At 60.3% G+C, this 22,003-nt stretch carries 17 protein-coding genes and 6 pseudogenes; 11 read left to right on the top strand and 12 right to left on the bottom strand.

Annotated features, from left to right (window positions below):
* Nucleotides 1–63: 63 nt before the first annotated feature.
* Nucleotides 64–915, bottom strand: a pseudogene (locus NMG80_RS24290) (MASE4 domain-containing protein); the annotation flags it as partial.
* A gap of 492 nt (nt 916–1,407) precedes the next feature.
* Nucleotides 1,408–1,683, bottom strand: a complete 276-nt coding sequence (locus NMG80_RS37975; protein ID WP_436798670.1) for a type IV toxin-antitoxin system AbiEi family antitoxin domain-containing protein — start codon at nt 1,681–1,683, stop codon at nt 1,408–1,410.
* 545 nt (nt 1,684–2,228) lie between these two features.
* On the opposite strand from NMG80_RS37975, the gene NMG80_RS24285 reads away from it, so the two are divergent.
* Entirely contained in the window at nt 2,229–2,513 is a 285-nt protein-coding gene (locus tag NMG80_RS24285) for a hypothetical protein (RefSeq protein WP_254020450.1), read from the top strand.
* A 610-nt stretch (nt 2,514–3,123) separates the two neighbouring features.
* Here the strand turns inward: NMG80_RS24285 and NMG80_RS24280 are convergent.
* On the bottom strand, nt 3,124–3,297 hold the full coding sequence (locus NMG80_RS24280) for a hypothetical protein (protein ID WP_254020449.1): 174 nt from the start codon (nt 3,295–3,297) through the stop codon (nt 3,124–3,126).
* A 1,344-nt stretch (nt 3,298–4,641) separates the two neighbouring features.
* On the opposite strand from NMG80_RS24280, the gene NMG80_RS24275 reads away from it, so the two are divergent.
* The 3 genes from NMG80_RS24275 to NMG80_RS24265 all read left to right on the top strand — a co-directional run bounded on the left by NMG80_RS24275 (nt 4,642) and on the right by NMG80_RS24265 (nt 7,072).
* Nucleotides 4,642–5,214, top strand: coding sequence for a recombinase family protein (locus NMG80_RS24275; protein WP_254020448.1), 573 nt, complete (start codon nt 4,642–4,644; stop codon nt 5,212–5,214).
* Nucleotides 5,215–5,463: 249 nt separating this feature from the next.
* A complete protein-coding gene (locus tag NMG80_RS24270) occupies nt 5,464–6,144 on the top strand; it encodes a redoxin domain-containing protein (protein WP_254020471.1) in 681 nt (226 codons plus the stop codon).
* A 373-nt stretch (nt 6,145–6,517) separates the two neighbouring features.
* Nucleotides 6,518–7,072 (top strand): hypothetical protein, encoded by a 555-nt coding sequence (locus NMG80_RS24265; protein ID WP_254020447.1) that lies wholly within the window; start codon nt 6,518–6,520, stop codon nt 7,070–7,072.
* Between the two features lie 923 nt (nt 7,073–7,995).
* Here the strand turns inward: NMG80_RS24265 and NMG80_RS24260 are convergent.
* Nucleotides 7,996–8,807, bottom strand: a pseudogene (locus tag NMG80_RS24260) (IS110 family RNA-guided transposase); the annotation flags it as partial.
* Here NMG80_RS24260 and NMG80_RS24255 point away from each other — a divergent pair.
* Complete coding sequence (locus NMG80_RS24255) at nt 8,773–9,219, top strand: hypothetical protein (protein WP_436798669.1); 447 nt, start codon at nt 8,773–8,775, stop codon at nt 9,217–9,219. The pseudogene NMG80_RS24260 and the gene NMG80_RS24255 overlap by 35 nt on opposite strands.
* A gap of 76 nt (nt 9,220–9,295) precedes the next feature.
* Here NMG80_RS24255 and NMG80_RS24250 read toward each other — a convergent pair whose 3' ends face one another.
* From NMG80_RS24250 to NMG80_RS24235, 5 genes and pseudogenes are all read right to left on the bottom strand, one after another.
* The gene (locus tag NMG80_RS24250; RefSeq protein WP_254020445.1) at nt 9,296–9,607 is read right to left on the bottom strand and encodes a hypothetical protein; all 312 of its coding nucleotides are present in this window, start codon (nt 9,605–9,607) and stop codon (nt 9,296–9,298) included.
* A gap of 42 nt (nt 9,608–9,649) precedes the next feature.
* Nucleotides 9,650–9,793, bottom strand: a pseudogene (locus NMG80_RS37415) (hypothetical protein); the annotation flags it as partial.
* Nucleotides 9,753–10,250: pseudogene (locus tag NMG80_RS24245) on the bottom strand (type IV secretory system conjugative DNA transfer family protein); the annotation flags it as partial. The pseudogenes NMG80_RS37415 and NMG80_RS24245, both read right to left, overlap by 41 nt.
* Nucleotides 10,244–10,687: a type IV secretory system conjugative DNA transfer family protein gene (locus NMG80_RS24240; RefSeq protein WP_254020443.1), complete on the bottom strand. Its 444-nt coding sequence runs from the start codon at nt 10,685–10,687 to the stop codon at nt 10,244–10,246. The gene NMG80_RS24240 and the pseudogene NMG80_RS24245, both read right to left, overlap by 7 nt.
* A 91-nt stretch (nt 10,688–10,778) precedes the next feature.
* Nucleotides 10,779–11,348, bottom strand: a complete 570-nt coding sequence (locus NMG80_RS24235; RefSeq protein WP_254020442.1) for a hypothetical protein — start codon at nt 11,346–11,348, stop codon at nt 10,779–10,781.
* Nucleotides 11,349–11,666: 318 nt separating this feature from the next.
* Between NMG80_RS24235 and NMG80_RS37410 the strand changes: the two are divergent.
* From NMG80_RS37410 to NMG80_RS24220, 4 genes and pseudogenes are all read left to right on the top strand, one after another.
* Nucleotides 11,667–11,819, top strand: a pseudogene (locus tag NMG80_RS37410) (WD40 repeat domain-containing protein); the annotation flags it as partial.
* Nucleotides 11,820–12,251: 432 nt separating this feature from the next.
* Complete coding sequence (locus tag NMG80_RS24230) at nt 12,252–13,817, top strand: WD40 repeat domain-containing protein (RefSeq protein WP_254020441.1); 1,566 nt, start codon at nt 12,252–12,254, stop codon at nt 13,815–13,817.
* 99 nt (nt 13,818–13,916) lie between these two features.
* Nucleotides 13,917–16,406 (top strand): AAA family ATPase, encoded by a 2,490-nt coding sequence (locus tag NMG80_RS24225; RefSeq protein WP_254020440.1) that lies wholly within the window; start codon nt 13,917–13,919, stop codon nt 16,404–16,406.
* 124 nt (nt 16,407–16,530) lie between these two features.
* Nucleotides 16,531–17,532 carry a patatin-like phospholipase family protein gene (locus NMG80_RS24220; RefSeq protein WP_254020439.1) on the top strand — a complete coding sequence of 334 codons (1,002 nt, stop codon included), beginning with the start codon at nt 16,531–16,533 and terminating at the stop codon, nt 17,530–17,532.
* Here the strand turns inward: NMG80_RS24220 and NMG80_RS24215 are convergent.
* Nucleotides 17,498–19,699 (bottom strand): hypothetical protein, encoded by a 2,202-nt coding sequence (locus NMG80_RS24215; RefSeq protein ID WP_254020438.1) that lies wholly within the window; start codon nt 19,697–19,699, stop codon nt 17,498–17,500. The genes NMG80_RS24220 and NMG80_RS24215 overlap by 35 nt on opposite strands.
* Before the next feature lie 356 nt (nt 19,700–20,055).
* On the opposite strand from NMG80_RS24215, the gene NMG80_RS37405 reads away from it, so the two are divergent.
* Entirely contained in the window at nt 20,056–20,238 is a 183-nt protein-coding gene (locus NMG80_RS37405; protein WP_367186000.1) for an alpha-hydroxy-acid oxidizing protein, read from the top strand.
* Between the two features lie 66 nt (nt 20,239–20,304).
* Entirely contained in the window at nt 20,305–20,619 is a 315-nt protein-coding gene (locus NMG80_RS24210) for a hypothetical protein (RefSeq protein ID WP_254020437.1), read from the top strand.
* 101 nt (nt 20,620–20,720) lie between these two features.
* On the opposite strand, the gene NMG80_RS24205 is transcribed toward NMG80_RS24210, so the two are convergent.
* Nucleotides 20,721–20,912: a type IV toxin-antitoxin system AbiEi family antitoxin domain-containing protein gene (locus tag NMG80_RS24205; protein ID WP_301943384.1), complete on the bottom strand. Its 192-nt coding sequence runs from the start codon at nt 20,910–20,912 to the stop codon at nt 20,721–20,723.
* 760 nt (nt 20,913–21,672) lie between these two features.
* Nucleotides 21,673–22,003, bottom strand: a pseudogene (locus tag NMG80_RS24200) (LysR substrate-binding domain-containing protein); the annotation flags it as partial.

The following is a 22,003-nucleotide window of genomic DNA, read 5'->3' as shown; positions in this document are numbered from 1 at the left end:
TCGCGCCTCGCGCTCGTGACGCTGGCCACGGACCGCTCCGAGAAGCCGCGTATAAAGGGTCGTTATCTCGTGAAGCAAAACCATAAGAACGAGACCGCTGGACAGAACTCCGAAGACGCGGACGGTATACCAGCCAAGGCTGAAGCGAGCCGGATCAGGGTAATAGCTTAAAGGCATCTCTATCGTGAATAAGAGCATCACGACCATCAACCAAAGATCGAGCATTGAGTGTCGCCGGATCCAGAGCACGACCATCGCGGCGATACTTAGCAATGCGACGGGAGCGCCCACATAGGGCCACACCGGGCTAAGGCGAGTGGAATCGAGGGTCACGGGCGGCAATAACGCTTCGCCCGCTATGAAAAAATATGAGGCCAACAAGACCACAGCTGCGGTCAGGGCGACACTGAGGCTAATCTCCGCACGCGCGGTAGCCTGCCAAAATCGTTTGCTGGGGTTCGAGCCCTTTGAGAGGGCATAGCCTATGACGAACAGGGGAAAGCCAGCGTGCTGGAAAAAGTAGATCCATGACGTACTCTGCATGCCGCCCACCAGGCCGCCCTTAGGGGTGAACAGACCCGGAAATGCCAGGACAAACGGGATCAGCATGAGCGCCGTAAAGAGATATCCGCTTGCAATCAGGAGCGTGGCACGTGAGCGCAGGATGGAAAACTGAGTGTACAGGAGGATTGCGGTGATCGAATCGTTCACGAACATCGCTGTCGCGTAGGCCGGGACGAAGGCGTCGACCCGGCTCAGATGGATGCCCGAGAGCGGACCAACAGTGATCAACACGTAGACGGCCAACAGGCCAAGCACAAAAACAAGAGCGAGCTGCTTTTGCGCCCGACTTGGCGGCAAGCTCGAGAGGACGAAAAAATCGTCCTCTGGGACTGTCACGGCTGTCCTCTCCATAAAATACTCATCGCAGCGGCTGCAGCGCGCGGCACGAAAGTCATGACGCTCGAATATGAAAAAGCTATTTTGCCTGAACTCATCGTCATTCTACCACCCGGGTTGCCAAGTAACAACGAACGAGGAAGGCGCGTCAGCGGAGATCGCACTTTCCTGCCAACGAACCAATCTCGAAACTGCATCTTCCCAGCTCGGCGATTGGCCGTGGCCCGTCAAAACCGAGCAGCGGCGGGCCGCCCTGCTGCTGGTTCGGCTTTGTGCCCTGATTCAACTCGAGTCCGTAGGCTCGCGCGCCCAAAGCTTCGTCAGCACGTGCCAATGACAACAATGGGTCCCGCTCCGGCCGCTCGGACTTGATCGCCTAACGACTGCTTCTGGCGCTACTTGCCCGTTCCAGAGCACAAGCTCCGCCTTTTCTCCGCCGGCGTACCTAATCCTACTCCGGTTCTCGTCAGCATCTTGTGCCCCTCAAGAGCCGTTCGTATTGTGCCATCAAGCCGCGTTAGGAACGGCCGCACGATAGCGGCCGTAACCCACCTTCACGAGCAACCCTTCCTCGCATATGCGGGCGAGGTAGCAGCGAGGAACGCCGATGTCGGTCAGGTCTTTTGTCCGGACTTCACCCTTCTCAAGAGCGAGCCGGACGGCGCGTTCTCTCAATGTGGCCTTCGGACCACCGGCAAGCCGAATCCGCTCCGCACGATCGCGGTCGCGCTTTCGAATCTTGATAGTGGGCTGTGGCGTAGTTTCGAGGGGAATCGGCAGCACGTAGTTCGCATCTTCGTCGACCCCGGGGAGCCACCGCCTTTTCTACGCCAGGGCGCGATATTGCGTGCCAACGTGCGACTTTTTTCCCTACGCATCGATCCGATTCGTTCTGCGGGAATGGCTCGCAAACAGCAGAGATACCGATCGAAGTCAGTTGTAAGCTAGCGTAGCGCCCTCCCCTCGCCTAGGCCTGCAAAGCTCTCATCGGAGAGTCGGCGGCAACATCGTGAAAAGACCTCCACCCGGCGCCATTGCGCCGAAACGAGCCGCTACAAAGATTCGGCGGGCGAAACCTTCCAGCTCGAGAACCGGAAGAATTGACCCCAAGGCGACCACTGTCAGGCTGCCGCTGGACGACTGCATTGCGCCCATACCGGTCGTTGAGATCAGCGCTGCTATTCACTGAAAGGAGACATCGTTTTAGCGATCTCCAGAGGGCGCGTGTCCTCTGAGATCAAACGACACCAAAGATCTGCGCTAGGCTTTATCTGGCAACCTCGCCCGCCCCGAAAGCGTTGTCTAGTCGTTCTCGACGGGAGGAATCCGTGAAAAATGGCAACGGCAATGCGCGGCAGAAGGCTCCAAAGCCTCGCAGGGGCTGCGGCTGGATGAAAATCCGGTGGCAGGTCAGGTGTCAGGTGTTTATCCAGACCGTCCCACAAAAGGCTTGGAACAGCTATAATGGCTTTTCCATCTTCGTTTGGCCTCAGCGCGCGGCATCTTTGCATAGCACCGATGACGTTACCTGCCATTGTCGCGGCCAAATTCAACTTGGCGTCCGGCATCCGAGCCATGAAGTTAATGTTTTGCTGCAATCCCTGTCCGGCTGAAGCAGCCGAAGATAGGACGCAAACTGCCGCGCCGAGGGTAATCAAAATGCGGTTCAAAAGTTGCCTCCCTCACTACCTGGCCATCTCGACCCAAGCATCGCCCGTTCCTACAAAGCGAGGTTGAAATAATTGACTTCGAAAAGCAAATTGGCGTTACGCGACATTGCGTGGATCACCTCGCCCCATGCCTCGCCACCGCGTGTTCGGGAGCAGCGAGCATCTTGGCCCTCCTTAGCGGGCAGCCTCGAAGGCACTGCGGATTTCCTTAGGGTCAACCTCCTCGCCACCTAAGGCTTGAAGGCAGAGGGCCGACGCACTTTGCCACTTGGGTCCCCTTTTAGGCCACTTCAGGAGCTGCTCGGATGCACCTCGGACATTGTTGCAGGCATAGCTGACACCGACCAGCTCGGTCTTCACGAACACTGTGCCATGGAGGGTAACTTAGAGCGGCAAGAGGCCGCTGATAAGGGAACGATGTGGGCCCGCGCGGGTTTAGAATTGCGGCGGTCGATTCTCCGTGGAATACAGCCGCTGTGGGGTCCGTCGCCCGCTCCCTCTCAACGGCGGCGGGCTCTCCTGATCAACCGGCTGACCAATAATCATCAGAGGATCATTCGCGTTGGTCGAAGGCTACCGCGCGCCCAAATGCCGGAGCCGCTTCCACGATAAACTCGATCAGATCACAGTCGGTCACTTCCCAATGGGGGCCATCTTCGCGCACTACTGCTATGGTGGCCTTAACGGAGACGATTCCGCCGTATGGGGCTGCCTCGATGACCTCCATAACAAGGTCCTCGACTGTGCGCCCGTTGGTCGTCTTAACGTTCACCCGAGGGTTCCCCGAGCCACTGCCCCAAGTAACTACTTGTTGCACTTTCCCGGAAAAAATCAACTTACGATCTCGTGTGAAAAGGGGTCGGAATGTTTGGTAGAAATTTCTGAGCGGGTGATCGGATAACTGGCTCGCGCGAAGCCCCCCCTGCCCCCCTCGGTTCCATCACACGCCACCCTCAGGAACGCTTAGGCAGCCTCGTTTCACCCCACGGTTGACGCGCCAGAGCTCGTCTCGCGGTAGCGCCAATGCTGTTTCGTGGGGTCGTCGAGCAATGGGATGACTGCGAGCTTCAGGTAACGGCGGTGGTTGCCGTTGCGGTCAACATCGGATCGCCCAGGCAGGTAATGCGGTCGCCTTGACGGAGCGGCCGAAGTGGATCGTCAGGCTTGGGCGGAGGGCGTTTGTGGTCGACGAGCGGGTGCCTGAGGGGTTGCCTTTGCGTCGGTGATCTCCTCAGGCAGCGTCGGGGAGGACTAGGAGGAGGCACGGCCGAAGGTCGCTGAACGGGCGCTGAAGATGGCGCTCTGGGTCGGCTAGACCTTCGGGGTTCCGTGACGGTAAATGAGCAGCGGGGACCGGGTGGGGGGCTTGGGGTTAGTCCCCGCTGCTTTGAGCTGCCTTCGCAGGGTGCAGTGGCAGCACAACTAAATAGTGACTGAGCGATGACGGGACCCAGACAGCGGAGCCTTGGGCACCCTGTCAGTCTTACACCGGCTAGTGCCGCCCCCAAGGCCACCCGGGCGGGTGTCTCAAGCGTGCGGCCGGGGACGGACCTTCAAAGATTGCGACTTCCGTACCCCAGCCTACACACCCGGCCTGACGCGCGTGCCCACCCAATGACGAGTGCCCACCCAATTGACCCCAGCGTCAAGCGACAGGTCATTAATAGCCGATATAGATCGCCCGCAAATCGGCCGCTTGAGCTAGCTCGGATAGACAATTCGGGTGAGCGGTTCAACGGGGTCAAAAGGAGGGGTCGGAACATCCGGGCCAAATTTTCTTACGACCCATCGGATAACTGGCTCGCGCGACGACCCCCCGTGCCCCTTCATTTCCTCCACAGGCGGACCCGAGCACGCGGAGGTCTTTACCGCTAGCCAGACTAGGGGGAACGGCTCGATGCTCATCCACATCAAGTGTGGTCAGACCGTATTAGGGCGCAAGGCACCCGGGCCGAGCCCTCGACCATGCCGGCGGCAGGGATGTCAACAAAGGTAAACCTTGGTGAACATGCCGCTTGACATGTGCACTATTCGTCCACTATATGTCGTTCACAAACTCTCTTAGAAGAAAATGGACATCATGATTATCGGATATGCCCGCGTTAGCTCGACCGGACAGGACCTCGACACCCAGCTCGCGAAGCTCAAGGCGGCCGAGGCTGAGAAGGTCTTCAGTGAGAAGAGGTCCGGCCTGGACGAGGCGAGACCAGAGTTGGCCAAGGCTCTGGAGTTTGCCCGCGAAGGCGACGTATTCACGGTTTCCAAGGTCGATAGACTGGCCCGTTCGGCGGCGCACCTCCACCAGATCGTCAAGGACCTCGACAAGAAGGGTGTCGGGTTCAAGGTGCTGGACGATGCCTGGCTTGATACGACCACCCGGACGGGGAAGCTCGTGTTTGGCATCCTTGCCAGCATTGCCGAGTTTGAGACCGCTCTCAGGAAGGAACGGCAGATGGAAGGGATCGCCAAGGCCAAAGCCAAGGCGGAAGCCAAGGGCGAGCCGTGGAAGACCGGCAGGCCCGTGGTGCTGGACCATGACCTGATCAAGAAGTTGAAGGCCGAGGGGCTGTCAGTCAGGCAGGTTGCCAAGGTGGCCGGATGTTCACCTTCGGCGGTCCAGAAGGTTCTCGCTGCGGCGGCGTGAGGGGCGCTGCTAAGGCCTTACCCACACCAAGGGCGAGGCGTCGGCGGACAGCTCGTCGAACCGAAGATGATTTTCCGTGCTATGATGGGTTTGCAACGCGCGTTATCTCGACCTCGGCAATATGATGGCAGGGGCCGAAGCCTATCTGCCCTGGGCCGCAGGAAAGTTTTGCGCCCGCCTAGCACGGGCTCAACCCCAAAGTATGTCGTGCTGCCTTTTCTTGACTGATCCGGGGCGAGGAGGTTGTCCATGTCCACGAGTAGTATCGACCGCCCGCTGCAGCCCGGCGACCAGCCACCGAATATTGTGCTCGACGCGATCTCGCGCGAAGGCAAGATCGCGCTCGACGATTTTCGAGGCCGTAGCCCGTTACTGGTCGGTTTGTTTCGAGGCCTGCACTGTCCATTCTGCCGGCGCCATGTCGCGGCGATGGCGCAGCTCAAGCCGGCCCTGCATGAGAAAGGCATCGAATGCCTGGCGGTGGTCAAGACGCCGGTCGAACGTGCGCGGCTCTACTTCCGTTACCATCCGCTACCCGATCTTCTTAGCGCATCCGACCCGGAGGGCGCTTCACACCGCGCCTTCAGGTTACCCATCGTCGAGTTCACGGAGAATGAAACCGAATGGCCGCACAAGCTCGGAATGGACGCGGTCATGACAATGCGGATCGATCTGCCGGGGGAGCTGCCTGAGCCAATGAACCCGGCTGCGGCGGGCGACTTTCTTGAGAAAAAGGACGGGTACGAAATTACGAAGGCCGACCGGCAGATTATGATCGCCGGTCACATGCCACTTATCGGCGAGTTCCTGCTCGATCGGGAAGGCATTGTGCGCTGGAGCTTCACGGAAGCTGAAGAGGAAGGCCAAAATGTATGCCGGGCGCCGAATCTCGCGGAATTGATGTCAGCAGCTTCCCAAGTCGCACATTAATAAGCTGCTGAAATAGGCTGCTGGAAACTCGCGCGACGACCACCGTCCTGTGGTGAATCTGTGGATTTTGCCATCATTGAGATGCTCGGGCGCAGAGGGCTAACGTCTGCCCGTAGGCTTCGTAGCGATTTCGATTCAACAGCCCGCGGACGCGGGGCGACGTCCGCTCCCGGGTCAGCCGGATGAGGTGATAGCACCCAGCGATTTGGCGGCAGAGTGGAACGTCTCAGTTGGACTTGGCCCTTAGCGCGTCCGGGGCCAATTCCACCGACAACACTACTACCCGACCATCACCGACTATCTGAACCTATTGGCTAAGCAAGGCTTCGGCGTTAATCTATGCTGGCCGGCCGCACACAATAGGAGTGTAGCCATGAAACTGCTCTTTTATCTCGCGTCGGTAACGTTAGCGTTCTCAGCCTCCAGCGTCGCCGCTGAACTCACGGCTGAGGTTCCCAAGGGAGATCCCGAGTTCACCGCAAAAGCGATGTCCGCTGCCCCAGCGGATATCGGGAAGGATGCCACAATCACTCGGATAGGTGACGGCTTCAAGCTGGCCACCATCAAGCCCGGAACAAACGGATGGACCTGCGCCGTCGGACCAGACGGCGTGCCGTGGTGTGCCGATGCCGCTGGGCTTGAATGGTTCAAGGCGATTTCCACCAAGGCCGAGCCGCCTGACAAGACCGGCTTCATCTACATGCTCGCCGGAGACTTGGGCACCAGCAATCATGATCCCTATGCGACTGACAAGTCGCACTGGGTTCAAACGGGTCCGCACGTCATGATAGTCGGGAAGGCGGCGCACGAGATGGCGGCCAGTTATCCGAACAGCTTGGACGCCGATCCAAAGCATCCTTACGTGATGTTTCCGGGGACCAAGTACCAGCACCTGATGTTCCCTGCCGGCGTGGCAGGCCACAGCTAGTAGCAGCCTCCACCGCCGCGTCTTGGCGGTCGCGGCGGAATTCATCGCTCTGGAAGAGACTTGCGAGCCCGTTTCCCGGACCGGTCATAATCGCCGGCACCTGAGTTCGACGCGGCGGACCCCTAGACGGCCTAGCATCGCCGTAACGCTTCTCATGACGCTTGACTGGAGATACACCGCCGCTACCCCTTGAGATACACTAAGGCGGTCGACGCTTTGGGGAAGCGGTCACACCAACTGCCTGGCAATAAATGCTTTTCTGGCATTTTTGCCCCCGGTTCGATTTCTCGAATTTGTCCGGCCCGGGGAGCCATTTCAGTACAAAACTGCGAACGTCGTGCCCCGCCGTATGCACTCCGGGGTTTCCTCTTGACGCGACAAGTGTCTGCAGGAGCGTAGCCTTTGATCCCTTAATAAGAATCCGGTCGGCTCCAACCTCAACCCGCTGCACCAGCGTTTGCAGATGGTGACGCCTAAAGCTTCCGTCCTGAGCCCGCAGTCGCTGCCTGACCCCTTCTGCGAACCGCGCAACAGCCTCTTGGGTAATTTCGATCGCGTGGCTGTCTCGGTGCTCCGCACGCCCAGCGTCGGCGTTGGCCGCATCCCGAATTCTTTTCAATTCGGCGATTCGTCCCTTGAGGTTGCTATCGGCTAAATCAGCCAGACCGTTCTCGATCGCTTCGTAGAGTCGGGTGCAGCGCTCGAACCGTCGTGGCGCACTTTTCCATCGGACTGACGGAGCATCGTCACAGGCAATCGAGCGCGGTCCGGACGTCTGTCGATCGGCGCGGCCGCAGGCAGGATAACGTGCGTTCCGTCGTTCCTGGTCTGCATCGGTCCTCTTCCGCCGCGGGCGGATCTCCTTGTTCAGATCGCGTCCGTCAGCGTGCCGGCGCCATGCGTTTCATTTGCCGCCGAGCCGCTCATCGATGCGCTCCCAGCAGCTTGCGGTCCTTGACATGGGCGCGCCGCGCGGTGTCGCCCTCACTCGCCGCCGGATCGCCGACGTAGAACGTGCCGTCGCTCCAGATCGCGTGCATGATCACCGCCAGCCAGCGACACAGGCCTTGCGCTGGCAAGAGCGTTTGGCGATCTCCCGGCCCCAGCTCTTGACCCTGTCCCTGCCCTTGAAGCGCGTCATCAAACCGGACTCCGCCTCGTAGAGCGCGCGCCGCACATCCGCGTCGCCGGCCTTCGAGATGCGGCCCTGAACGTCGATCGAGGTGCCCGACTGCCAGCGCCGCGAGGTCAGCCCGAAGTAGACCGCGACGTCGCGCGAGCGGCGGAAGCGTGTGGGATCGTCGATCGCGGTCATGAACGAAAGCGCCGTCACCGGACCGACGCCGGGGATCGCCATGAAGCGCCGGCACGGCTCGCTGCGCCCGACGATCTTCACGACGAGATCGTGCAGCCGGCAATACTGCCTCCACAGCGCCGCGCGCACAGACAGCATGGCGTCCATCAGTTCACTAGATGACGGATCGTCCGCCACAGCCTGGCGCATCGCTTGCTCGAACGCCCCGCGACCGACCTCGCCAAAGCGAATGCCAAACGACTTCAACGAGTGGCGGATGGCGTTCTCCAGGTCGAGGATCTTTGCCTTCAGATTGCGCCGGTGGGTCAGCAGAAGCCGTGTTCGGTAGCAGATTTGCGACTTGATGTAGGCCTGGCGGAACCATCCGGTGCGCATGGTGTGGGCGATGCCGAGCGCATCGGCCTTGTCGGTCTTGTTGCGCTACCGGGTGAAGAAGGAGGCTGGGAAGCCAGTAATCACCTTCAAGCTTCCTGCCCGACTGGATGGTATTCCCGATTGGGTCGATATTCATCCGACACCGCAAGCCCGAGTCTACGCAGCCTTTGCCGAAAAAGAGTGCCGGCTGATCTCGGAACGAACCCGCGCAGAACTCTCTTCCCTGAAGGAAAATGGCACCAGCTCGGCAACCCGACCAACACAGCCGAGGCGCAGCCAAGGGCGGTTCGCCGCGACCGTGCTGCCGATCCGGCGCTCCTGCGTCACCAGCCTGCGCGGCATTGCCAACGCCCTCGACAACCGTGGCGCGCGAACCGCGCGGGGGCGGCACATGGCCTTGTGCGGCGGGCGGCGGCAGAAGTGGTTTTATAGTCGGAACGCGTGCCTCAAGCACTGAACCTTTCTTCTCGCCGTTCGCCTGCGATCGCCGCTTCTTGCTTGGAGTTATTTTCTAGGAGGCCAAAGGCGTGACATCAGCGTTTCAGACAGCAGTTTGTCGACCGGATTGATCGTGGCTGGCCCGAAATGTCCCGCCCGCCGTTTAAGATGGGCCGAAGCCAACCTTTTTTCTGGGCGTAAGTACTCGCGGATTGTGGTTCAGGCAGTGGATCGCACTTTTTGTCGAAGAGCGGGTTTTCGTCGAACATGCCGGCGAAAGCCGGATCGGTCAGGTAGTTGGGGCGTTTGGCGATGACGGCCTCGTCGCCGGCGATCTGGAGCAGCATCTCCTCCTGTTCGAGGTCAAGCATCTGCGGCCCAGAGATGAAACCGAGCAGTTCTGCCATGGAGCGCGCGGCGTTCATGTTGTTGGCCCCGAAGGCCTGGACAACGCGGCAGTTGTTGACCATCGTCTCCCAGTCGTGGCGGTATAGGAGTTTGAGCTGACTTGTGTCCCTGCCAAAAGCTCCAAGTCTGGAGGCCGTAGCCGCGCAGCAGCGTGATCGCCTGGCGAAGTTCGGAAAGCTCCCCAAGCTGGGCCGCCTCGTCCAGTACGAACAGCGTCGGTCGCGCAGGTCGGCTTCGCCGTCGCATCACCGCCGTAAGGAGTGTTCCAATCCATAGCCGCAACAGTCGGCTGTGGCTTTCGAGCATATGAGGCGGCAAAACCAGATAGATTGACAGCGGACTGCCGCGGGTCACCGCATCGAAGGCGAAGCTGGAGCGAATTGTCACATCCTGCACCGCTGGCCCTCGAATGAAGTCGACCCCTTCTTGCGCGAAAGAGATGATGCTGCCCAAGGTCTCGTTTGCTCCAATGGCGAGATTGCCGTGGATCAATCGCACTTCGGGGTGACGAGAGTGCTTGAGCGTCTCGGCAAAGAAGCCGACATTCCCCGCCATTAGATTCACGATCTCCCGCACCGTTGCAAGATTCCGCCGCTCGACGGGCAGGTCGGTAACGACATGGAGCAGGATGCCGGTCAGCAATTGATGCGCTCGGCTCCACCAATACTGGTTACGATCGCCTGACAGGGCTCGGGGAGCAGCGTTCCCACCAGCGCCGCCGCATCGTCAACGCCCGTCGCCCTTTCCGCATCGATGAGATCAAGGGGATTGAGTGAGCCGCCCATTTCGCCGGTCAGGTTCATGGGGTCGAGGACCACGACCTCGTCACCCATTTCGCGCCGCCGCCGTGACGTCACGGCAGCGTTCTCGCCCTTCGGGTCGACGACGATTACCGGACCAACGTGACGAAGCAGTGCCGGTATGATGCAGCCAACCCCCTTACCAGCTCCAGTCGGGGCGATCGTAATGAGATGACCCTCGCCGTTCATCAGAATCGGATCGACCACACCATCGCCCTTATGGCTCAACGTGTTCCCAATCGTGAATCCGATCGGTCGCCTGGCGTGGCTTTGCTCCATCGACCATCCGACCAGCAATCCGTCGGCATCGATGCTGCCAGGGAGGCGCAATTCGCTGACCGCCGAGGCCGCTGCAGACTGAAACGGAAGGTTATTGCTTATAGGCTAGCCTCTTCCGAAGCGGCCGGAGCGCTGAGTAACGCGCAGTCCCGGCAAACCCGATCTGCGGCACGCGGCGAACGTTCTCGCCGACCAACTCGTCACCGAGCATCTCGATTACGCCGTGCGTGTAGATGCAAAACCGCACTCGGAAGAGCTGGTGGCCATAAAGCAGACAGGCATCGTAAAGGAAGCTGCCCGCTCCCCCGTCCTGAGCTTCGTGAGCTCGCAACGGTCCGACGATCTCCTCAAACTCCTTGAACGCGTCGGGCGGCCGGACTGCCGTTGCGTCAAAGCCGTCAGGATCCTCCTGGACTTCGAAGGGCCCGTCTGCACCGCGGACGAAAAAGCAAAAGAAGCGAAGAAAAGCTTTGCGGCGGTCATCAGTGTCGATGGCGATGCCGTGCAGCTCTCGATGTTCATGCACGGGCTTTGACGCACCATCGAGCGGCGTGAACCCATCGGGGCCATAGAGATACGACTGGATGTGCCGGGGGATCGTGCCGTCGAACGGCGGCGGCAGACACCAAGCCACCGCGCCGTATTCCTGTGCCAGTCTCATTGGCGCCACCCAATCGCACGCTCTGCGAAGTAAAGCCAATCAACAGCGCCAGATCAATGCCATTTTTAGCGGTGCGGACCCGCGCTCAACTGTCGGCAAGCCGAATTGACGATCCGCTTCATCTTTCTACTGCTTGCCAGCCTGTTCCGCCCTTGCCATACTGTTTGAAAGTGGAGGAGAGTGCGGACACGATGGGCCTTCGACGAGAGACCATGCCGCACGCGCATTCTCGTCGGCCGGTCTGCAGCCGCGCGCACCTTCCATGCGTTTGGGTGCCATTCTATCAGCGACCGAAAAAAGTGACGGCCGGTTGAGCGCATGTCCGTCCGCCCCCTGCTCATCCCCCGGGACGCTTCGCGAAAGATACGCCCGCCTACCTACGAGGCCCTGTTCAAGGGACACCGCGGCGCGGTCAAGGGTGTGTTTGTGGTGCCAGACGGCAGGCTCCTGTCGTGGAGCAGCGATGGCACCTTGCGCTTCTGGCACGGCGATGGGACTTCTGACGGAAAAGCTCTCGTCGGGCACACGAGAGCGGTCGAAGGGGCACTTCTGTTGCCCGATGGAAGGATCCTATCCTGGAGCGCAGATCATACCTTGAGGCTGTGGAACCCGGATGGCTCGCCTTATGGCGATCCGCTTTCCGGTCATCGAGATGGGGTTAACGGGGCGCGGCTGCTGGCAGACGGCCGCATCCTCTCCTGGAGCGCCGACGCGACGCTTCGGCTGTGGCGCCCAGACGGTCTCTCGGACGGCGCCCCTCTCGCAGGACATCGTGAAAACGTCTGCGGCACAGTCCTGCTAGAGGACGAGAGCATCCTGTCATGGAGTTGGGATGGTACGCTGCGGCGGTGGCAGCCAAACGGAGATCCAAGTGCGAAGCCACTCGTAGGACACAAGAGCTGGGTGAACGGCGCACTGCCGTTGCCGGGCGGACAGCATCTCCTTTCCTGGAGCGACGATGCAACGCTTCGCGTGTGGCGACTCGACAGCGGCGAAGAAGCGACAAGGCTTCTTGGTAACCAGTTTAGCGTCAAGGAGGCCCTCCTCTTGGCCGACGGTCGCATCCTCTCGTGCGGTAACGACTGGGCAATGGGTGTATGGCGTGCCGACGGTAGCGCCGACGGAGAGCCACTCACCGGCCACAGGGGCTGCGTAAACGGGGCCATTCAACTTGAGGACGGCCGCGTCGTTTCTTGGAGCGATGATTGCACGCTGAAGATATGGGACCTGCAAAAGCGAGAGGCAGCAACGCTCTCTGGGCATTCGAAGCTTGTCACCGGGGCCCGCGTCCTACGGGATGGGCGAATTTTGTCATGGAGCTGGGATTGCACCTTGCGGATCTGGGATCCGGATGCCAAAGCGCAAGTAGGCGTGCTTGCCGGGCACGAAAACCGGATCATAGGGGCTGTCCAGACCACGGATGGAGACATCGTTTCATGGAGCTCCGACGCCACGCTCCGCCGTTGGTCCTCAGACGCGAGCAACCACAGCCCGGCCCTTGAAACGCTTGAGAAGCCAATCATCGGCGCGCTCGTGCTCCCAGATGGCAGGGTGCTCTCCTGGAGCATGGACCATCACCTGAGAATATGGTCTCCGGACGGCAGACTCAGCGGCTCGCTCGGTGGCCACGAGGCGGCAGTGGGCGGAGCCTTGATCCTATCCGATGGCCGCCTCCTTTCATGGAGCGCCGACGCTACCTTGCGGATCCGACGGCCCGAGGCCAGTGACCAGGGGCGCCAGTGCATCGGCCATGAGGGTCCAGTCTTTGGCGCGCTCGCGCTTCCCGACGGGGGCTTTCTATCCTGGAGTCGCGATTCCACTTTGCGTCGGTGGAGCAAGGATGGGACACTGATCGGCACCCCATTTGCTGGCCACGAAGAGGATGTTTACGGTGCAACTCTGTTGCCGAACGGCCTTGTTGCCTCGTGGGGCAAGGACAAGAGCCTGCGGCTGTGGGACCAAACCGGCGCACCTGTGTCGGTTCACTATGGACACGAGGGAACCTATGACGGTGTCGTCATGATCCCCGATGGTCGCCTGCTTTCCTGGAGCGCCGATGAGACCCTCCGCCTATCCGACCAAACGGACTATGCCGACTTTATTCGGTTCAGAGGTCACCAGAGTTGGGTCAGTGGCGCTCTGCCCCTCGCCGACGGACGCATACTGTCGTGGAGCCGCGATATGACCCTGCGGTTCTGGAACCTGGACGGCACAACCGCTGGCGATCCTCTAACTGGTCACGAGGCCTCGGTACTAGGCGCAATTGTGCTGCCGGATCGGCGCGTCCTGTCGTGGAGCAACGACAGCACCATACGGTTGTGGCGGTGGGATGGAATGCCTTTGTCGGTCGTCCGACTTTCGTCGCCGCCCTTCGAAGTTCGCGCAACCGGCGGCAACCAATTTTCGGTTGTTGCCGAATGCAACAATACTATTGTCGTCCATGATGCTGATTTGAACTCAATCGCATAAGGGAATCGAAGTTCTCAGCCGAACCGCTTGTCGGACGCGTGGCCCGCAGGACATGGCGAATAGAGATGTGGTGCAGGACCTAGCGTTGAGGGCCGTACGATGACCGACGACGAACTCCCGCCTTGGCTCTCCGACCTACGCAGCTTCTCATTGCAGATGCCGCTGTTCGTGGCGTGGCCGGTCAAGGAGCTGGTCGACGATTTTTCCGGTTCGGAGCGCGGCGCGCGGCTGGCATTGCTGGAACTCTGTGAGGTTGTCGAGGCGCTGACCAAGACGCTCGCTGCGGCAGCCGGCGCCGATCTGGCCTCCGAAGGCACGCCCCACTGGCTCGCCAGCATAGTTGCTACGCATCTGTCGATGCCGACATTCGGGCGCTGGTGGCGGCTCCTCGACTTGATCGCCAAGAAGGGCGGTACGCCGATGCTGCCGGAGCTGCCTGCGGCGGTCCAACAGATGCGGACGCTGCTGTTCGCCAGCCCCTCTACGGACCAGCGACCGGAATGGAGCAACATCCTAGACGTGCGCAATCCGCTCGCCCATGGCGCGGGCATCGATGCGAAGCTTGCGCAAAAGCTGCTTGCGCACTGGGGACCGAGAGTTTCAGAGGCGGCACATGCCGCTGCCTTCCTTGGCGGGATCGACTGCTGGGTGCACGATCCCGACGGTTTCAGGCGCCTCAATGGCGCTGAAATCAATCCGGCTCTGGAAGTTCCGCCTGACATCGTGCGTAAGGTGCTCAGCGTGGGCGATGTGGCCCTGGTCCGCAGCGGCAGGGTCGTCATATTATCTCCTCTCGGACGACGCGCCTCGCTAAATATCGGCGAAAGGGTGCTGTCACAACTCTACGTACGACAGGGCGAGGTCGGGCTGGTCTACGGTCTGTTCGGTTCTGAAGATGCGTTGCAGACGGAGAGCGAAGCTGGCCTTCGAGACCGATTCGAAGCTCTGTTTGACATCACCTCGATCCGGCGGCGCCATGCCGAGCGCGGCTTCATCGAACGTGGCTACGAATCCGAGTTCGAGTCCGACGCACGCGGCTTTGTCGGCCGAGCAGACGCTGTCGAGACGCTCTGGCGGGCGGTAGAGAGCAGAGGGCAAGGTGTGGTCTTCGTCTCGGGTCCCGCGGGCATCGGCAAGTCGCGGCTCGTTGCCCGGGTCATATTTGACCTCGTGGCGGAGCTGGCCGAACGGACACGGCGCGGCGTCAGTCGCGAGACTATATTCGCCTATCGCTTCACCGACCGTGATCGCGGCTGTGCGCCCTTGCCGTTCTTACGCTGGCTGGTCGAGCGGCTTGGCCGGATAACCGAGAAGGAGACTAGCCTCAGCTCCGACCATACGCTTGAGGCTCTGCTCGATATTGCGGCCAACCTGGTGGCGTCTTCCCCCCTCGACCGCATCGTGCTGATCCTGGACGGCCTGGACGAGCTTGCGCGCGGCTTTCCTCGCTTTGCATCCGACATCGTGCTGCGACTTGGGCCTAGCGACAGATTGATCCTGCTGGTGGCAAGCCGTCCGGAAGCCGGAATCCCGGATGCGATGGCGGCGGCCAACGCCTTCCTGCCTTGGCCCGACGGTTTGCCGCCAATGAGCGGCGTGGAACTGCGGGAGATGCTGGTGACACTCCTGCCGCGCGCCGCGAAGTTGTTCGTCCGTGAAGACAAAGTTGAAGGCGACAGAGTCCGGAACAGGTTCATTGATGTGATGGTCGAGAGGGCTGCCGGGCTTCCGCTCTACGTCACCCTGCTGGTGCAGGCCGCGCATGAACCTGGCTTTGATCCCGAACAGCTCGCGCGCCCGGGCTGGCTCCCACGCAGGGTGACCAGCTTCTTCGACCGGCTCGTCGAAAGGGGCGTTCTAAGCGGCGACAAAGGATACTACACCCAGCTGGTCGGGGCCCTGCTGGCGCTCGCCCGCGAGCCGCTCTCGCTTCACGAGATCTCTGCGGTCTTGTCAGGCGGAATGACCCTAGCGCAGCGCGCGGACATTTACCGTCGCTACGGGATCGACCCATCAGCACGCAATGGGGTCCTGGCCGAAGAGATCCTTCGTGACCTGGGCGGACTGTTGCGGGTCGCTGTCGATGAAAGCAGCACCCGGCGCTACCGGCTGTTGCACGACGATCTGACGACGTTCATCCGGGCATCACCCGCCTTCGGGGTTATCTGCACGACTGTGCGAACCTGGCTTGCCGAACAGTCGAGGGCGCCAGACGGCGACGCAGCGCGATACCTCTTTGCCAACGGAATTGCCCACCTGCTGGACGGGGAAACCGACGACGGCAATGCCGTCGAACTGGCCGGAGCCTGCCTCGCAGATATGGACTACCAGCTTGGTCGCCTCTCATTGCTGGCGCGTTCCGGCGGGGACGGCGGCATACGCGACGACTGGAACTTGGTACTCGATCGGGGCGTCCTGAGGCAGGGGTCGCATCGCGCCTGGCGGCACTTCTGGACTACGGAGGGCTCTCACCTGGCGATAGGACCGGCGCGCGATGGCGCGCGCGAATTCCTAGAGATTGCACTGCAGTATGCGCCTGACACAGTGGTCGGCGCGGCCGCCACGCCATTCTTGCCGACGGACAGTTAGGCGATGAGAATGAACGCGCACGACGAAACAGACCAACGCCCTGACCATGCTGTTCGAAATAGGCTAGAGCTATGGACGGTGACATGGATGCGATGTTTGTTCCGTCAGGGGATGCGTTGACAAAATGACACGCGTCGTCCTGTCGATCGACGGCGGAGGGGTGCGTGGCTACCTGCCGGCGCGCTTGCTGGAATACCTGCTCGGCGAGGCGAACAACATTCGCAAGCAGCATGCGCATCCTGGTCTGTTCTTCGACTTGATCGCCGGGACCTCAACCGGCGGCATAGTCGCAGCGGCTATGGCCTCCCGCCAGGGGGATGGTACAACGTTGATAAGTTTTGCAGAGCTCAAGAATCTCTACAAAAATGCAACGCCGAAGATATTCAGAAGCAGCATCTTGTCGCAGATTCGATCGGCAACGAGGCCGTTGTTCGATAATCGTCTGCTTTCAGAAAATCTTGTGAAGATCTGCAGGGCTGCACGATTCTCCGACGTTGTTACTAATATTATGATACCAGCTTTTGATGTTATGAACCAAAGAACCCATATTTTTCGAGCGGGGCCTGGTTGGCGGGATGGAGAGGAATCGCAGTTTCTTCTTAGTGACGTGCTCCTCAGCACTACCGCTGCGCCCGTTATCTTCTCCTCTGTCGTCGTTGCGCCGGTTGGAACCTCACGACGCAGGCAGCATGTCGACGGTGGTATTGTGCTCAACAACCCCTCGCTACGTGCCCTAACAGAGGCGCGCCGTCTTTTCCCGGCCGATGCAGATGACATCGTTCTTTTGTCGTTGGGCACAGGAACCAGCCAGACCTATGAAGAGCGACCGTCGGTAGAGGAATGGGGTGCGCTGCAATGGCTCAATCCGATGCGCCGTTTGCCCCTGTTGACTCTGCTGATGGACGCACAGGCGGCCGAAGTCGACGACCATGTGTCGACGCTTCTTTGGGACAGCAAACGCTTCATCAGATTACAGCCACACTTTTCCGGAGTTGTTCCGGGCATGGACGATGCCAGTGAGGCTGCTTTCGCAAGCATGGACACCGCGCTCGACCGCCTGCTTGAGACCGATCGCGATCGCATAGACTTCGTCATCCGCCTGCTGGCCCAGACGGCCCAAGAGTGAAGCCTGCGTCGCGGAGTCTTATTCGGGAAAGGCGTTCGTCCCACCACTTGATGGCTAGCATGATCAATACACCGAGGACGCTGAACACTGCAAAACCCAAAAGACCAGCCCAGTGCACATTTTCCTGGCTCGGCGGCCACCGGGCGGTGGCCGCGAAGGCAAAGCTGAACAGGCCGCCAGCCAGCACGATCGGAAAGCCGAAATAGGTCAGGAAGGCGATCCGCCGGTTTGTGACTAGCTCGCTATGCGCCGTTAGGATAGCCTTGGCTTCCTCAAGGTCTCGATACAACATATCCAGCCTGCCTTCGATCCCCCAACCCGAGATGATAGCCTTGCTAAACTCTTGCGATGGTCGGTCGGTGGTGCGCGTGTCCAGCCTATGGCGCAATTCGACGATCGTGAGTTGCAACGAGCAGACTTCATTGTAGATCAGGAGATGGCTATCTAAACGGGGGACATGCTCGCCTGCCATATGGTGACGAACCGCGCTCATCAGTTCAGAGACACGCGCCGTGTTGCGGTCGATCCAATCCATCGCCTCGGCAGCCACCTCGAAGACAGCTCGCATTTCGGCAACTTTCAGTTCGGCCCCCAGATCATTTGCCAGTACGAAGGCACCATCCTCCGAAACGACCGCGATCCCACCACGGAAGGCCAGATGGCTATGCGCTGGCGCATCCAGGACGTCGGCAAGCTTGACTGCACGAATACCTCCTGCCCCTCTTTTAAGACAGGTAGCCAGATAACGTCCCAGGGTTGGCGACCATCGTAAGGCAGGAACAGCGTTGGTGGGACGGTGCCACCGGCCACACTTCAGGACGCGACGCGACGACAGTTGAAAAGTCTCGTTTGGGCAGGCCTCGATTGTGCAGAGTTCTTCGTCGATCGCCGCGCGGCTCAGCGACATGTTGCCGGCGGTCGCGACGATCTGGATGCTGCGGAACGGGTTACAGAGCGCCCAGACCTCGTCCAACACCTCGTCCCAGCTGAGCTTCGAGCCTAGCTCGCCGCTGGCCAGCCTTTTTGGGGCGCCGACTAGCGTAAAGTCGGGGGAGTGAAACCAGGGTGCGTTGGGAGACCGCTTGTCGGTTGCCCGACCTTCGGCGTCAGTCCTCAAACCGCCCGGATAGGCGGCCAATCTCGGATCCGGCTTATCGTTTGGTCGATCCGGTCCCCACCTGTTGTCCTCCTCGGTCTCCAACGCCCTCCATAGTTCCTCAAGTGACAGGCCTGACGATGGATCGAGCGATACGGTGATGTCGTTGCCTGTGCCGACAGCGTCCGGCCGATGCAGCGCACCAAAGGTGTAGCCGCGGCCGAGGAACGAATGCTCGCGATCGGCTCGGAGATCGACCTTGTGCGACCCCATGAGCACCCGTTCCTCGGAAATGACCGCATCGACCAGCATGCGCCTGCTGGACTCCGCGGCAAGAGGCACCTCAAGTTGCAGCGTCGGGAGAGCGTTCCGAATATTCTCGTACGTTGTTCGCTCGTAGCGGATGTTGGCGGCAGCGCGCGCGATCGCTGTATCATCTGCCTCGACGTCGATGGCCTGTGGATTCAGGTCACGCCACAGACACGCGACGAGCAGGGCCAATCCGTCGAGCCAGGCGGCCCGGATGTCGGTCCTGACTTTGGTGTGTACGAGCGCGTTGTGGAGGGAGCCGTAGGCGATCGGAACGGGTTCGCGCGCCGTATGTCCGCGCTCCCAAGCATCTACATGCGCGATCCAGCGTTCGGGAATAACCGCTCGTTCCACACCGCTCACCACCGCCAAGAAGGTGAGGAGGCCGAAGCAGCTGTCTGGAGACGCGTCCTCGACGCACAGGCTGAGGCCGGACAGGAACGTCTGTCTCCCTGATGTGCCGCCTAGCCCCCGTCGCCATATGGCGAGGACCGGTTCAGGCGCCTGTTGCACGAACAGCGTGACCGAACTGACACCACCGTGATTCCAATGATTTCCCCATGGTGCTTTGTTGTTGAGCGCGATAGGAAACTCATCCGGCTCGTCCTTATTGTCCAACTCGCTTTGCCGGCCAACGCCTATCGAGATTAGGCATGATGCCGTCGATGTGGCAGGGAAACGCACAACGGAGAAATGGTCGGGGCGGTGGCGAAGTTCTTTCAGTTCGGCTGCGATACCGCCCAAGAACTGATGAAAATCCATCGTACCCCTCCCGATAGTCGCAAACTACTGTCGCATCCAGCCTCGTTGAAGGCAATCCTCCCGTGGACCCACACCAGCCGAACTAGATTTCCTTCAGCCATCCCTGCCGTTGCGCCAGTCTAATCTCACCTCATCAGTTGCATATGGGTCCGCGTTTTCGACGGCATGTTTCAGTATATCGATAGCCGCTCTGAGATCAGACTCTGCCCCCACTAGCCGCTGACATTCTCCAGCACGATATAACTGTTGGACAGCGCCTTGGCGAGATCGCTGCGCAGCCTGACTGGCCACTGCCCCTGCGGCTCAAGCTCCGCCCGCAGCGCCTGTCGCATGTCGATCGCCGAGGCTTGCACTCCGTGAGGGCGCGGGCGGTCGGGTCCCGAAGGGCTGTGTCCTGCGCCTTGAGGTCATTCGCGCGATGGTATGCTCAAGAGCCGCACTCTCCCAACCTGAGGTGGGAACAGCTACAACGCGTTCGCGACATGTGGCCTGGCAAGCTCATTCTCAAGGGAATACTCGACCCTAAACAGATGATGTGATAGCAGTTCAAGCTGGCCACTGGGCGAGCAGACTGGATTTGCAGCTGGCTTGATTGGGGGAAACACATGCAGGATCAGTTGCCTGCAGATCTGAAGCTTAAGATCTACGAACTTCGCGACGAATGCGAGCGAAACCGACGCACACATGGTCAGTTTCTCGCAAAGGCCAGTGAATTCCTGCAACTGGCCGGCTTGACAGAAGAGGTAAGAGATATAGCTCAAAACTTCATCGCTGATCTCGCCAGAAACAGCGCCGGCATACTTCCCGATTTCGCGAACCTTTCTAAGCTTAACGAAGCCGCGCGACCAGCCGCTCGATCTCCCGAGATCGTTCTCCAAGCCGTCGGGGTGATGAAGTCATATAAGGACGCAGTCTTCTGAGTGCGCTGCTCACTGCTGAGCCTCAGGCTACGGGCACCTCTTCCCGCGTGGCAACGACGTCAACAATGCTCTCCGCAAACCGCGGTTTGGCAAAGATCTGATCATACCGCCTCGCGATCTGTGGCGCGATAGATTCCACAGCCAACCTTGATGAGCAGCCCCTCGTCGCACATGCGGGCCAGATAGCAACGCGGAATCCCGATCTCAGTCAGCTCGCGCGTTCGCACTTCACCCTTTTCACGGGCAAATGCGACAGCGCGGTCTCGGAGGGACGGCTTAGGCCCGCCGGCCAATTGGATGCGCTCCGTGCGCTCGCGGTCACGCTTGCGAATTTTGACGGACGGTTCTGGCGTAATTTCGAGGGGGATCGGCAGCTCGTAGTTCGCGGTTTCATTCGGCCCGGGGAGCCACCGCCCTTTCTACGCCAGGACGCGAAATTGCGCGCCGACGTGCAATTTTCCCAAATTCGATCCGATTCATTCTGCTGGAATGGCTCGCAAACAGCAGAGATGCCGATCGAAGTCAGTGGTAAGCTAGCGTAGCGCCCTGCCCTCGCCTAGGCCTGCAAAGCCCTCATCGTTGAATCGGCGGCGACATCGTGAAAAGACCTGCACCCGGCGCGATTGCGCCGAAACGAGCCGTTACATAGATTCGACCGGCGAACCTTCCAGCTTAAGAACCGGAAGAATTGACCCTAAGGCGACCACTCAGGCTGCCGCTCGACGACTGCTTTGGCCCATGTCGGCCGTTGAGGTGATCTTCGCTGTTGCCCGATAGCGGACGTTGCCGGCGACCACCTTGGACATCGTTGTTGCGCCATCTCCAGACCTTCTCGAACACCGCCTTGAACGTCGCGATTCAACACAGTTCGTGACATTGATATCATGCCCGCAAGCAAGAAACTTGGCTCTTGACGCGAAACAGGCAGGCAGGTGCTGGTCGGGCATCCCTTCTACGGACTTCACGCCAAATGCCCGTTCTGGAGGGAGGTGGCGGGAGCTCTTGCTAGGTGCGATATCTGAGCGCATCGAGGTAAGGAAAGGCCGGCGAGTGGCTGCCATAGGTGGGCGCGAAGATTGATGCAGTTGTGGCCGGTCAAGTCCTGAGGCGTCCGCGGCTTCTTGTGGTAGTAGGAGGCGCGCCGACGACCGCGATGCGCAGGTCAGGACCTACGCGCACCGCGATCATGTCCTTGGCCACCAACTCGCCCGGACGAATGCCAGCATCATATTGTTCCGCGACGATATTGCTGAGGCCGTAGTCGATCACGACCTCTATCCTGATATTAGGATAGTTCGGAAGAACCTTCGCCAGGCCGGGAGCAGGATCGCGTCGGCCGCATGCTCGGTCGCGGTGAACCGCCCGATCATCCTGGTCGCCTGCG

Source organism: Mesorhizobium escarrei (assembly GCF_935825525.1).
Lineage (GTDB): Bacteria > Pseudomonadota > Alphaproteobacteria > Rhizobiales > Rhizobiaceae > Mesorhizobium > Mesorhizobium escarrei.
This window is presented reverse-complemented; position numbering and strand designations above follow the sequence as displayed.